Origin of the sequence: Gilliamella sp. Pra-s52, from assembly GCF_009795805.1 — a bacterium.
In the GTDB taxonomy this organism is placed as follows: Bacteria; Pseudomonadota; Gammaproteobacteria; order Enterobacterales; family Orbaceae; genus Gilliamella.
Genome location: NZ_WTEY01000008.1, coordinates 31,920 through 46,530 on the forward strand (window position 1 = coordinate 31,920; position 14,611 = coordinate 46,530).

Below are 14,611 nucleotides of genomic sequence, written 5' to 3' on the forward strand. Positions count from 1 at the left end.
TAAGAAAATAGAAAGGAATATATGGCAAATACATTACTTAGAAGTGGCGATATCAAAGATTTCAAAATGTTGGGATATGATGGTAAAGCAGCTTATTTAGTAGCGACTCAGATTCGTGAAATGTTTAGAGTTAAACTGGGTAAGCAGTATGCTGATTATTTAGCTATTCCTCAACGGAATGATCAAGGTAATATTATTGATTGGTATATTCCTTTTGATTCAAATCTCCCCGATGGTCAATATGATATTATTCCTTGGACATCTGCCAGCGAATCAGAGCAGGAATCAGCACTGATTTTACTTAAAGAATTTGAACATAAAGTCATAAATTTAGGTAAGCAATTAGCTAGTAACCCAAATTTAGATGGTGATCAACTGCTTTTTAGTCGACTTATTTATGATCCCAAAAATAGCGTTGATAATGCTGAGTCTAATTTGATGGCAATCCGTTTTCCAAGCAATCAGTTTGTTTACATTGTTAATGGTCAACCTGTCATTACTTTTTGGGGATTCTTGCATCCACAAACACCTCAAGCCAATTCTCCATTCTATTGTTTAGAACCAGTAAAAAAAGTCACTCCAGCAACCGTTGTTACCCCACCACCGATACCTGAACCGCTCAAAACCAGACCATGGTGGAAATGTTGGTGGGTATGGTTATTAGGCTTGTTACCTTTGTTATTGCTTCTTTTAGCTCTTTTTTTACTACGAGGCTGTTGGTTAACTCCAAAAATAACGGTTAATCCTTCATTATCGTTATCAGGTAATGGTGATGTTAGTATGCCTGTTGTTAATGGCGAAAAACACGATGAAAAAGAACCAGAAAGAGAGTTAAAGGCTGAGGTAGATAATCATTTGGGTGTTGCAGGTAATGGCATAGTAAATGGTACAATTCCAGTTGATGCTAATGCGATTGCTAATAGTACTAATACCGCAGGTGACGCAGTTGATCATTCAGCAACTTCTGACAATGGACATAATAGCGATAAAGGTAATGATACGCCAACTCCTGATGCTCAAGATAATAAAAACGAGCAAATGGCATCTCCTGATGTCGGTAATTCTGATAATAAAGATGAAAAATCGCCACAATCTGATAATACAAAAGATAATGTAGATGGAAAAAATGAGCAAAACAGCACGAATCCAACATCTATACCATCAGATAAAGATACTACCACTCCGGCTGTTGATCAAACAAATAATTTAGCGCTACCTGCTGATGCAATAACGCAGGGGTCAACAAAATTCTTAAATGGTCAATGGTCTGTCAACGGCGGTATTCAAGACAAAACCACAGGTAAACCATTACAGTTAAGTTATAATTTTAATGATGGAAATGGCGAGGTTACAGTAACACGTAGTGACGGTGTGAAATGTGTCGGTAAGGTTGGTACAAATATTAAAGATGCTAATTTAGCTATTGCGGGTAACAATGAAGCTATTTGTAGTGATAATAGCAAATATCAACTACCAAGCATTCAATGTACACCGGGCAACAATAATAAAGCTAATTGCCAAGGAATTTATAATAATGGGACTTCATTCCCAATAACGATGAAAAAACAATAAAGGTTATATATGCTTCCAGAATTACGCAATTATGGTCAAGAAGTCACACTTATTATGAACAGTGGTATTCAGTTTCTTGATTTTGCACTTAGAATCGATTGGAAAGATAATCAATGGCGCAGTAAAGTTAATGGGTGTTTTATTGATCCATCAGAAAGTGGTGCACTAATTAGATTGATTGAAGATGTCGACAGTGGTCAATTTTTTACACCTGATAACCGCACATTTGCGGTTAATCCAACACAAGAAATTAGCGTTGATCAATCATTAAAATTATTTGATGGTATTTGGTTACCGGTTCCTGTTTTACGCTCAATTCCTCCTGAACGTTTTGATAAAGGTCCACATAACTGGAGCCGAGTTCGAATTGTTAATATTCCCGAAGGGGAAGATCCTAACGGCAATACACACCGAATCACGTTTGCATTTGATACAAAAGTATTTGCGAATTTACAAGATGTTGCCTACCTTGCCCCAACCGAAAACGATGTAATGACTGGTGCTGTGTTTAGTTTAGCACATCGTTCCGATCACGTGTCATGGTTTTTAGAACTTAAATGGATAACCAGTTGGTTAATTGATCTCTTTCAAGAGTTGGCGCCACAACCTGAGCGCTTAAAGATTCATAAAGATGATATTAATCAAGAAATAAAAAATAAAACTTACTATGGACATTACCTAAACATTATCCATTTACTTGCTGATTCGTTGCAATTGCCAACAATTAAGATTGTGTCAAATAATAAAGATGATATTGTTAAATCAATTCCTGTTGATATGATTTTAGATGTGGGAAATTCTCGAACTTGTGGCATTTTAATTGAAGATCATGCCCAAGATAAAGATAGTTTAAATCATCGTTATGAGCTTGAAATTCGTGATTTAACTCAGCCAGAGCATATCTATAATGAACCATTTGAAAGCCGTGTCGAATTTGCTCAAACCTTTTTTGGTAAGGAACACTTTTCGCTACAAAGCGGACGCCGTGACACGTTTCGTTGGCCAAGTATTGTTCGAGTAGGACAAGAAGCTAGCAGGCTAGCCAGTCGGCGTGAAGGTAATGAAGGAGCAACAGGGCTTTCAAGCCCAAAACGTTATCTGTGGGACCAAGATAAATACGAACAAGGTTGGCGTTTTAATTCTCATTACGTAAAAAGCGACCATGAACCTTTTGCAACGGCTGAACCGTTTTCAAGTTTAATTAATGAATATGGTGAAGCATTACACATTCTTAGTAATGATATTCAAGAAGAGTATGACCGCAAGATGCCGGTTTTTCATCCTAAATACTCACGAAGCTCATTGATGACATTTATGCTATGCGAAGTGTTAATGCATGCATTAATGCAAATAAACAGTGTTGCTCAGCGTAATAAACTGGAACACGCTAAAACGCCACGTAATTTACGCTCAATTATTTTAACTATTCCGCCAGCCATGCCAAAGCCAGAGCAGGCTATATTTAAAAGTTGTGTATATCAAGCTATTGGCTTAGTTTGGAAAAGCCTTGGTTGGGATGGTTTAGATGATAATATTGATTTTAATAACCCAGAACAGCTTAAAAGTGTGTGGCCAAATATTCCAGAAGTGCACATTCAATGGGATGAAGCAACTTGTGGTCAAGTAGTTTACTTATTTAATGAAACACAAAACAATTATAATGGTCGTTGTGAGGAGTTTATTGCTTCAATGGTACGTCCTAGCAAAGCAGATAAACAGAAGCTAACTATTGCCACTGTTGATATTGGTGGTGGCACGACGGATTTAGTGATTAACGATTATCAATTAGAGTACAGCGCAAATGGACAAGCCAATAGTAGTAATGCCTATATTGTACCAACGCAGCGTTTTCGTGATGGATTTAAAGTCGCAGGGGACGATATTTTACTTGATATCATTCAAGATACTGTGTTAACCGCTTTAACAAACGGTTTAAAACAAGCTGGCATTGCTGATCCTAACCCAATTTTGTCGACCATTATTGGCTCTCAGCAATTGTCCATTCAAGATGCGGTATTGCGCCAGCAACTTACCTTACAGTTATTTATGCCAGTGGGCTTACAAATATTAAAGTCCTATGAAGTTTATGATCCGTTACATGCAGATCAACATGTTTATCGTTCGACGTTTAAAGCATTGTTACAACATAATGTCATGACAGAGCATGTCCTTAACTTTATTAATGATCCTATTAGACGAGCATTGAATAATTCTGATTTTTCGGTACTTGATTTAGATATCGAAATTAATTTAAAGCGCATTCATTATCTGTTTATTCGTGGCGATTATTATAATATTTGTAAAACATTTGATGCGCTATCTGAAATTATTAGCTGCTATCAGTGTGATGTGCTGTTGTTAACCGGTCGTCCTTCTCGTTTACCGGGTATTCAAAGTTATTTCCGATCACGCTTATCAATGCCTGCAGGGCGAATTTTGCCATTGCATGGTTATTATACTGGTGGCTGGTATCCTTTCCATAAGCAAGAACGCATTGATGATCCTAAAACAACCGCAGCAGTAGGGGCAATGTTGTGCTTTTTAAGCAAAAATTTACGGTTACATAATTTCTATTTTAGATCCTCAAATATAGATTTATATTCAACCGTTAAGTACATTGGACTTTTAGATAATCTTAATATGATTAAAAAAGAAAATATCTATTATCAAGATATTGATCTGGATAATCCTGATTATGACTTTCCTGAGCATTCGTTCGAAATTAGGGGGACGACAAGGCTAGGATTTAGACAGCTAGAGATCGAGCGTTGGCCTGCATCACCTATCTATATTTTAACTATTGAAAGCAGTGAAGTAGCTAAGCGATTAAGTGCTGACGGTGTGATTTTAGAGGTCACATTAGGTATTAAAAATAAACAAAAAACGGTTGAAAATTTTTATATTAAAGATGTAAAAGCCTCGGATGGGCGAGCTTGTAATAAGAATCAGGATATTAAACTAAGCTTAAATACCATGGTTAACTCTGGTTTAATTAGCACGCAATATTGGCTTGATAGTGGAATGATAAAACGATGAAAAACTTAAACGAACAACTACCTAAATCTTGGGATCAGGTCTATCAAGCATCCGAAGAGGCCATTGATTGGGTGAATCAAACACGCCATTCATCTAAACGTTTAGATAGTGAAGCGGATAATTTAATTTTAGATTTACGCCGTTTACGAAACAGTGCAAAACGATTGGGCGATGTATCAACTAAATCTGTTGCGGTTGGTTTTTTTGGTTTATCACAAGCGGGTAAATCTTACCTTATTTCAGCACTTGCTGCAGGCGAAAACGGTAAACTAGAAACAGTTGTCGATAACGAAGTATTAGATTTTATTGACCATGTTAATCCAGTCGGCAGTGGTAAAGAAGCGACAGGACTGGTGACACGTTTTAGTCGCATTGCTAAAGGTGGTATTCCAAATTATCCGTTAGAGTTAAAATTGTTTAACGAGATTGAAATCGTTAAAATCTTAATTAATGCTTATTTTAAAGATTTCGATCAGCAGAAAGTCTCCAATAAAGTCGACTTTTCACAGTTAAACCAGTTGATCCAACGTTTAGAAAACAAAAAACAAGCTCACTATGTTGGTGGTGTTAGTAAAGATGACATTGTTGACCTATACGATTATTTATCTGAAAACTTTGGCAACTCGCTTGAAGAATTAAAAGGCGGTTATTGGGATAAAACCATTCACCTTCTGCCTTATCTAACAACAGCTGATAGAGGTGAGCTGTTTTCGGTTTTATGGGGTGGAATTGCTGAACTCACCAATATTTATACTCAATTAGCGTCAACTTTATCAAATTTAGGTTATGCTGAAACAGTATACGCACCACTTTCTGTCTTAATCAAAGATAATAATGGTACTAAGTCACAAATCGATAGCATTATGAATGTTGATATTCTTGAACGATTGAATACCGACAAAGATTCATCAGTCACCATAACACCATTAAATGGCGAACCCGTTGCAATCTCTTTAGCACAACTTGCTTTTTTAACTGCTGAATTAATCTTTCCATTAGTCAATAAAACTAGAGTACCAACGTTTGAAAATGTGGATTTACTTGATTTTCCTGGATATCGAGGGCGTTTAAATTTGATATCGATTTCAGATGTTAAAGAAGGTAACCCAATTGCTCAACTTTTATTACGTGGTAAAGTTGCTTATCTATTTGAAAAATACACTGATAGCCAAGAAATGAACGTACTTGTTGTCTGTACACCATCAGATAAACAATCTGATGTTAATGATGTAGGTCCTGTACTTGAACGCTGGATCGATAAAACACAAGGCGAAACGGCTGAAAAAAGAGCCACTAAAAAAGCAGGGTTATTGTGGGCAATTACCATGTTTGATAAACGCATTGGTACATCGTTAACGCTATCTGAAGATAATCTTAAAAATAGCTGGGGTAAAGGTGGGTTATTACAGCAAACAATTTTAGAACGATTTGGTAGTTATGATTGGTTAAGTAACTGGTCAAACGATCATAAATTTAATAATGTCTTTTTAGTCCGTAAACCTGGATTTGATGTGCCATTTTTAAATGTTGATCCAAGCACTAGTCAAGAACTGGCTTATAATGAAAATTATCAAGCAAAAATGGATGTATTAAGAAATACATTTGTTCAAAACAGCGATATCAATGAATATGTTTCCCAGCCGGAAGATGCATGGAATGCCATGTTAAAACTGAATGATGGAGGTATCGGACGAATTAGCCAATACCTAGAACAAGTTGCTATCACAGAAGTTAAACAACAACGAATTGTTGAACAACTTAACGAAAAAATTGAGTATATCATCAATATGCGATTTGATACTTGGTATCAATCGGATAATGATGAGGCGCTAGCTAAGAAAAAACAAGTCATTGCAGATGTTGTTAAAGAGTTACAGAGTAAAGCCTTATTGTTAGGAGAGTTACTCAAAACTCTTGAATTACCAGACCAAACCATTAGAGCTCTTTACCATTCTAGCTCTATCGATAATGAAACAGCTCAAGATGGCAATGATAATTTATTAGATAATTTATCAAATGATTTTGGTTTAAATGCTGATTTTGAATTGTTTTCTGATTCAAGTTCATCGCTAACGACTAAATCAACAGACGTATTACAGACAGAATCAAAATTTGCAACAACGGTCTTTTCGGCATGGCTAGAGCATTTAAGAAATATTGTGCTAGATAAGCATATTTTGCAATTTTTTGGCATCAATCAAAAGTCACTTTCTTTTATTATAGAAGAGATTATTACTGCTGCAAATCGAATGAAATTGGAAGAAAATTTAACTAAGCATATTTTAAATAATGAAAATATAGGGAGTAAACGTGATGATCTTGAGTCTAGACAACTCAGTTCCATTCATACTTTACTAACAGACTTTATTGCTTGGCTTGGTTTTATTGAAGGACAAGCGGGTGATATACCAATGAGTCGAGTTAATCAAGGTAAGCCGATATTTTCTTCACCATTAAGTGAATTTAATGCCCAATCATCGCATTCATTACCAAAACTGAACGATCACACTAAAAATTATTCTCAGTATGCGATATTTGATTGGTTTATTGCGTTTGCAACACTGGCGCAAGAAAATGTTGGACATCATGCAGGGCGAGAAATTAGCCAAGAACAAAATAGCCGATTAGGCGAGATTCTGGCTTCTTTCAAACAATCGCGGATTAATTAAAAATAGCGTCACTAAACAAGAAAACATAGCAGGAAAGCCGTTTGGTATATTGGTATAAATGAAACCCCTGCTTAATAGTAATAGATTGCATGAAAGATACTCACATATTTGAGTATAAAAATAGAGGATATCATGGCATTAAGAATTGAATTAAGTAGTTATAAACCCGGTATTGCGAAGTTTTTAGCTCAAAAATGGAGCGGTAGTTCCGATATTGATATACTTATACAACGTAATCAAGATGGTTATTATTTATCTGGTATTAATCAATGGGGGCCTGAAAAAAGTTGGCACACCATCGAAAACATGTTAGTTGAAAATGAACAATTAACGGGGCATGTTGGTGAATGGTTGGTTGATTCTTTAGTGACACAAGAAAGTCAGCTCCGATTTCTTATACAAATTCGTGATAAGCAAAATCTAAGTTATGTTGATGGTGGTGTTGTCAGTATTGCTGCTGATGTGCTTCCTTCCATCGCATTAAGTACACAAACAGCCCAACCAAATGTTCAACAAGCAGAACCTATAATTGAGCCAGAGGTTCAAGAGATCTCACCATTAATTGAAGAACCTAACCTTGATGCTGAACCTGCGACATTAGACGAACCTATCGAAAACAACACAGCCCCTGAACTTAAAGCTATAGAAACAGAAGAAGTCGTTAAACCCAAAAGCCGTCTTGGGTTAATTTTGGCGATTGTGATTGCGTTGATGATGTTAATTGGATTGGGTATTGCTGTGTGGTATTTTTTATTTTTCAAAAATCAATCACCGCAAATTCCATTAGTACAAACTAATGGACAATGTAGTGTCATTAATGCGAATACCGATGACTTAACTTTTATTCAACAATGCCTACAAACCAAACCCAAATCAGACGAAATTATTCAAGTTATCATGGAAGCTAAAAAAGCAGAAAAATGCAACATTGCTCAGCGATTATATGCAAATCAGGCACAAACAGATGCTAAAATTGCTGAACTCTATGCAAAAGAGTATGACGACAAATTTTATAAAGCCAATAACTGTTTTAAAGTAGATAAAGAAACCGCTATTTATTGGTATGAAACATCGTTAACCAAAGATCCCAATAATGCCTTTGTTAAAGATCGTTTAACACAATTACAAAATTAGTGAGGAGCAAGAATGAATAAACTAGCTGTCTCAAAACTCATTTCGTTGATAAGTCTAACATGTTTGCCTTTGATGGGGTTTGCTATCGAGCCACTAAAACAAGCAGGTAAAACAACCTTATATCAACGTGTATTAAGTACACCAACATGTGAATTAAAAACTAATATCACCGATTCTAAGGGTAAATCAGTTCCTGCTTTTTCACGTTATTATGTTTATGAGCGCAAAAATAATAATAATCAAGAGTGGCTTAAAGTAGGTCCAGACTCTTATGGTAAAACAATAGGTTGGATTAACAACTCGTGTGCAATTGCTTGGAATATGCAAATGACATTAGTGTTTACCAACCCCGTTGATCGTGATCCTTTATTATTTTTCAAAGATAAAACCGCATTAACCAAGATAGTTGATACAGATAAACCCGAAGCCTTATTAAAACCGATTCGTGATGCCTTAAAAGTTAATAAACCAGTGGTAGAGGTGGTTGCTCAAGAGCCTAAAGAGTTTGTTGATTTTAAAAGTAACTTCTATTTGTTGCCTATTTTGCAAGGTGAAGAAGTCATGAATGGGCAAGGATTTTATGAACGTGTGTTAGAAATTGCCTCAGTAAGCAAACAAGATGCTTTAATAAAAAACAACACAAAATCAACCACAAACCAAACGACAGATGACAGTACTAATCAAGTTGTCCCATTTAAAGCTGCCATTGTGTTTGTTATCGACTCGACTATCTCTATGGATCCTTATATTTCAAGAACTAAAGAGGCGGTAGAGCGTGTTTATCAGCATATAGAAAAAGAAAACTTACAAGGGCAAGTTAAATTTGGATTGATTTCATTCCGTTCTAGCTTAAAAGCATCGGATAAACTTGAATTTGTCACTAAAGTTTTTGCTGATCCCAACAAAGTCAAAGATAAAGAAGATTTCAAAAAACTAAGTGCTTCGCTTAAACAAGCTTCTGTTTCTACATCGTATTTTGCTGAAGACTCTTATGCGGGTGTCGCTCAAGCATTAAATGACATTAATTGGAATAGCTTTGGGGCTCGTTATATGATTTTAATTACTGATGCTAGTGCCATTCCAGGAGATGATAAGTTATCAAGTACAGGTATGGATGCTGCTCAGTTGAGACTTGAAGCTCAGCATAAAGGTGTCGCCATTTATGCGTTACATCTAAAAACGCCAAGTGGTGGTAAAGATCACCAAATTGCAGCAACACAATATTCAGATCTCACTTATAACGATTTTATTCACAAATCACTTTATTACCCTGTTAACGCAGGTGATGTGAATGAATTTGGTCGAAAAGTGGATTCATTGGCAAAAGCACTATCTGAGCAAGTTAAACTTGCTTATCAAGGCGAAGCGTCTGTTGGTAATGCGCTTAATGCAAAAGATAGTGATACAGACATGTTGAAAGATGCATTACTACTAGGTAAAGCAATGCAGCTTGCCTATTTGGGTGATGTTAACGGTACTAAAGCACCGTCAGTTTTTAAAGCTTGGATTGCTGATAAAGATTTTGTCAAACCTACTATACCAACGGCTGAACCGCGCATTTTATTAACTAAGTCTCAATTAAGTGATCTAAGCGATATCGTTAGTAAGATAGCTAATGCAGCTAATGATGGATTGATTTCTGCCGATGATATGTTTTCACAACTTCGTTCTGTTGCCGCTGCAATGGGGCAAGACCCAAGTAAATTAAAATCAGACTCTGTCACAAAAATTGCTGATTTAGGTTTGCTTGGTGAATATTTAGATAATATCCCATATAAAAGCGATGTAACGGGACTTGATCAGGATACATGGAAAAGTATGAGTGGGCTTGAGCAAGAAAAGTTCATCCGTAATTTAAACAGTAAAATTCGTTATTACCAAAAATGTAATGCTGATGTTGACCGTTGGATTTCGTTGGCCGAAGGTAGTGATCCTCGTGAAAACGTGTATCCTATCCCATTAGAAATGTTGCCATAAAGTTATGTTGTTAGAAAACATGTTAACTATCAATCAACTTACTATTTCGCGCTCAACAGGCAAATCCTTTTTTAGTGTTTGCCTGCCAAAGTTAACTGTAAAAACGGGTGAAGTGGTTGTTATTCAAGGCGATAGCGGTGCAGGTAAAAGCACCTTGCTTGAAATGATAGGGCTGATTTTAAAACCAGATAAAATTGGTAGCTATAACATTACGGTAGAGCATTGTGATATTGATATTGCAATGCTAATTCAACAAAATAAAATCGACCAATTGGCTAATATTCGAGCCCAATATTTAGGTTTCATGCTACAAACAGGTGGATTATTGCCATTTTTGACCGTTCGTGACAACATTTTATTATCATTAAAGTTATTACAAAAAAAAGTCGATAACAATCGGTTTGATTATTTAGTGCAGAAACTTAATATAGCGCATTTAATCAATAAATACCCCAAACAGCTATCAATTGGTGAAAGGCAGCGAGCTTCTTTTATCCGCTCGATTATTCATAAACCTGCATTATTACTTGCCGATGAACCAACTTCGGCATTGGATCCTTATAATGCGAATTTATTGTTTGATTTAATAATTGAACAAGCCAAGCAAGATAATATTGCAGCGATGATAGTCACCCATGACTGGCAACGTATAGCTAATAAAGGCTTATTTACTTTATCTGCTAAGCTAACTTCACCACAATCATCAGAATTTTTACCACAACAAGATAAGGTGTAAAGGATGACTAAAGCACTATCAAAATGGTTACTTATCACTCGCTTATCTTTAGCTGATTTATGGTATGACAGAAAAGTTTCATTTTGTATTATTGCCTCAGTGATCTCAGTGATTACACCATTATTATTACTATTTAGCTTAAAATATGGCATCGTTTCGCAACTTCGAGAGCAATTAGTTAATGATCCACAAAATTTAGAAGTCAAAGTTATCGGTAATTTACAACTTAATGACGAAATGTTTAATTGGATAAAAAAGCAACCTGAAACCGCTTTTATGATTCCACTTACTCGCTCATTAAATACGCAAGCAGACTTAATTAAAGACGCTAGCCATTTTGTCAATAATGCCGAAATCATCCCCACGGCGAAAGGGGATCCAATAACAGACACCTTGCCATTACTGACTAAAAAGCAGATCTTATTAAGTTCACTATCGGCAGAAAAAATGCAAGCTACCATTGGCAGCCATATAAAAATGGCAATTACTAGGCAGCTTGATGGAAAGCTCGAAAAAGGTATCACCGAATTAGATGTTGTTGGTATCATCCCTGAAACGCGCTATAGCCGTGTGGCAGCTTTTGTTTCTTTAGATTTACTTATCGCGATGGAGGATTTCTACGACGGTTACCAAAGTGACATCTTTCCTACCTCGACAGGACAACTAAATCCACCTAACCACACATCATTTGCTCGTGCTCGTATTTATGCCAACGAATTGGATAATGTTGCGCCATTAGCCTTTAAATTGCGAGAAAAACACATCGAAACCCGAACGCAGTCTAAAGCGATTGAAAACGTAAAAGCAATCGATCGTGTACTTAATTTTATTTTTAGCGTTATTGCGATTACCGCAGGGGTGGGCTGTATTTTATCATTTTCTGGCTCATTTTTATCCAATATTGAACGTAAGCGCAAGGATATTGCTTTTATGCGACTAATTGGTTTTCAATCTAAAGAAATTATGCTTTATCTAGTCAACCAAGCGGTTATATTAAGTTGCTTGGCATTTTTTGTCTCTTTTGCGTTATTTTTTTTAGGAAATTATGCGTTTAATACAATTTTAGGTAAAAATTTAGTTTCACAACCCATTGTAAGTCGATTACAATTTTACCATTTTATTACTGCATTTATGCTCACCCTATTTATTTCGGCGCTAGTTGTAGCCATAGGAGGTCGACGTGCTACTAAGATCCAACCAGCAGAAAGCTTGCGTGAAGCGTAATTATATTCAATTAGCATATTTGGGATTGGTAGCGATCTGCTTAAATCCATCGTTAAGTTTTGCAGAACCATGGGATAGTAAATTTTATAACCCAAAACCAGCACAAGATGACGTTATTTTACCTATGCCGTGTGATGGCAGTTTAGTAATGAAAAAGGTTTTCACGCCGACTAATAAGCCACTTGATGATGTCAAAATTATTTTAGGTAGTAACCAAAAAGAGCTTGGTTTTGCCGAATATGCAACGCCAAATTATATTTCTGGTAGCTTTTCTGATTCGGGAAATGAAAGGTATTACCTAATAGGTAAATATGAAATTACTGCACTGCAATACCAAGCGGTCATGAATGACACTTGCCCGACAGCTAAATTAAATCTTTCTTTTCCTGTAACTGATATTAGTTGGTTTGATGCTATTGCATTTACTGATAAATATAACCGTTGGTTAATTGAAAATAAGGCAAAAATAAAATCAAATTCCATTCCTAAAGGATATATTCGTTTACCTAATAATACGGAATGGGAATATGCAGCACGAGGCGGGGCAAAAGTAACTGAATCGGAGTTCCGTGAATTGCGATTCCCTATGACGGGTAATCTTGAAAGCTATGCGTGGTTTTCTGGCGCTAAGTCAGCTAATGGTAAATTACAGCTTATTGGAAGATTAGAACCAAATCCACTAGACCTTTATGATATTTTAGGTAACGCTAGTGAAATGATGTTTGACTCATTTAGAATGAATAAACTTGATCGCTATCATGGTCAACAAGGTGGCATGATTGTTCGAGGAGGGAGTTATTTAACGCCTGAATCCTCAACCAACAGTGCCTTTCGTACTGAAAAGCCTTTTTATGATGATAAAGGTGCTTATAAAAGTAAAGATGTTGGATTTCGTTTAATTTACACCACAGAAGTTATAAATTCTAATGACAAAATCAAGGAACTGGACAAAGAGTGGAGTGCATTAGGCAACGAAACAGACAGCACAAAAAGTAGCAATGTTGTTGGTGAACTTGAAAAAATCACCAAACAAGTTGAAGATGAAAAAACCAAAAAAGAGTTAAATCAACTCAATACACTTTTACGTAGCGCTAACCAAGCGCGTGACGAACAACGCGATCGCTCCATACAATCAGCATTACAATTAGGCGCATTTTTGTGTGCTAATGTTTCAGATTTAAATAGCAAGTTTGAATATAATGACAACTTATATAAAACAATGGTTAATGATGTGTGTGAGCTAGAAGAAACAGACACACTAGATGACGACAACATGTGTTCAAAAGTGAAGCTAGATAATTTGAAACACGTGGTTGATGAGTCTAAAAGTGCACGGGATTTTATATTAAAATATTATTCCGATACCATTGTTAGCACCGCATCAAATTACGAAAAAAATACAATTAATGATCAAGCTAAATCAACACAATTTATTCTAGAAAACAGTGGCAAAGCTAATATGAGCGATTACCTGAAACTTTATTTCAAACATATTAATCAATATGTGGAATCAGGAAAAATCGAACGAACAGCTTGGCTACAAACATGTAATGAAATAAAAGGAAAGAAATGATGAATAAGATTATAGTAACCCTTGCTTTATGTTTATCGTTGGTTTTAACTGGTTGTCAGGGTGCTGGGGGCGCAAGCTCTAGAAACGTCGATCCAGCATTAACTAAAAGCAATTCTGCTAAATTTTTCAGCAAGTCAGCATGGCAATCTTGTGCTATTGGTGCTGGTTTAGGTGGTATTGGTTGTATGTTAGCCGGTGGAAAAACTGGGGTGTGTCTTGCATCAGCTGCGGTTGGTTGTGGTGTGTTGATGGGAGCAAACTATTATCTTGATTCTAAACGTGCCGAGTATGCCGATGCCGAAACACGTCTTGATGTTTATATCCAAGATATTCAAAGAAACACCTACGAAGTACAAGCAGTGACCGAAACAGCTAAAGCTGTATTAGATAAGAACTTAGCGACACTTAAAGTATTAGATAATCAAATCAAAAAAGATACATTAAATAAGAAACAGGCTCGAAATGATTTAGCACAAATTGATGCCAATATTGCCTATTTGACGGATAAGCTACAAAGCATGAAGAAAGTTGAAAATGATTGGATTTCAATATCATCTCAAGAACAACAATCAGGTGTTAGAGTATCAAAACTTGACCAACAAATAAATCAATTACATAAACAAATTGCAGTACTTGAAAATCAAATTACTCTTGTTACAAAACAACGTTCAGCAGTTAAGGTTAGCTAAT

General features: G+C 36.0%; 9 protein-coding genes. All 9 read left to right on the forward strand.

Annotated elements, in window-relative coordinates:
* The first annotated feature begins 21 nt into the window (after positions 1-21).
* A complete protein-coding gene (locus GQ594_RS07215) occupies positions 22-1,572 on the forward strand; it encodes an SrfA family protein (RefSeq protein ID WP_160411976.1) in 1,551 nt (516 codons plus the stop codon).
* A gap of 9 nt (positions 1,573-1,581) precedes the next feature.
* Entirely contained in the window at positions 1,582-4,608 is a 3,027-nt protein-coding gene (locus tag GQ594_RS07220) for a virulence factor SrfB (protein WP_160411975.1), read from the forward strand.
* Positions 4,605-7,277: a putative virulence factor gene (locus GQ594_RS07225; RefSeq protein WP_160411974.1), complete on the forward strand. Its 2,673-nt coding sequence runs from the start codon at positions 4,605-4,607 to the stop codon at positions 7,275-7,277. The genes GQ594_RS07220 and GQ594_RS07225 overlap by 4 nt, the downstream gene beginning before the upstream one ends.
* A gap of 132 nt (positions 7,278-7,409) precedes the next feature.
* Positions 7,410-8,411, forward strand: coding sequence for a hypothetical protein (locus tag GQ594_RS07230; RefSeq protein WP_160411973.1), 1,002 nt, complete (start codon positions 7,410-7,412; stop codon positions 8,409-8,411).
* A 12-nt stretch (positions 8,412-8,423) separates the two neighbouring features.
* Positions 8,424-10,388 (forward strand): vWA domain-containing protein, encoded by a 1,965-nt coding sequence (locus GQ594_RS07235; protein ID WP_160400795.1) that lies wholly within the window; start codon positions 8,424-8,426, stop codon positions 10,386-10,388.
* A 19-nt stretch (positions 10,389-10,407) separates the two neighbouring features.
* A complete protein-coding gene (locus GQ594_RS07240) occupies positions 10,408-11,124 on the forward strand; it encodes an ABC transporter ATP-binding protein (RefSeq protein ID WP_160400832.1) in 717 nt (238 codons plus the stop codon).
* Between the two features lie 3 nt (positions 11,125-11,127).
* Positions 11,128-12,348 (forward strand): ABC transporter permease, encoded by a 1,221-nt coding sequence (locus GQ594_RS07245; RefSeq protein ID WP_160411972.1) that lies wholly within the window; start codon positions 11,128-11,130, stop codon positions 12,346-12,348.
* Positions 12,338-13,921 carry an SUMF1/EgtB/PvdO family nonheme iron enzyme gene (locus GQ594_RS07250; RefSeq protein ID WP_202112602.1) on the forward strand — a complete coding sequence of 528 codons (1,584 nt, stop codon included), beginning with the start codon at positions 12,338-12,340 and terminating at the stop codon, positions 13,919-13,921. The genes GQ594_RS07245 and GQ594_RS07250 overlap by 11 nt, the downstream gene beginning before the upstream one ends.
* The gene (locus GQ594_RS07255; RefSeq protein WP_160411971.1) at positions 13,921-14,610 is read left to right on the forward strand and encodes a hypothetical protein; all 690 of its coding nucleotides are present in this window, start codon (positions 13,921-13,923) and stop codon (positions 14,608-14,610) included. Before GQ594_RS07250 ends, GQ594_RS07255 begins: the two co-directional genes overlap by 1 nt.
* Position 14,611: the final 1 nt, after the last annotated feature.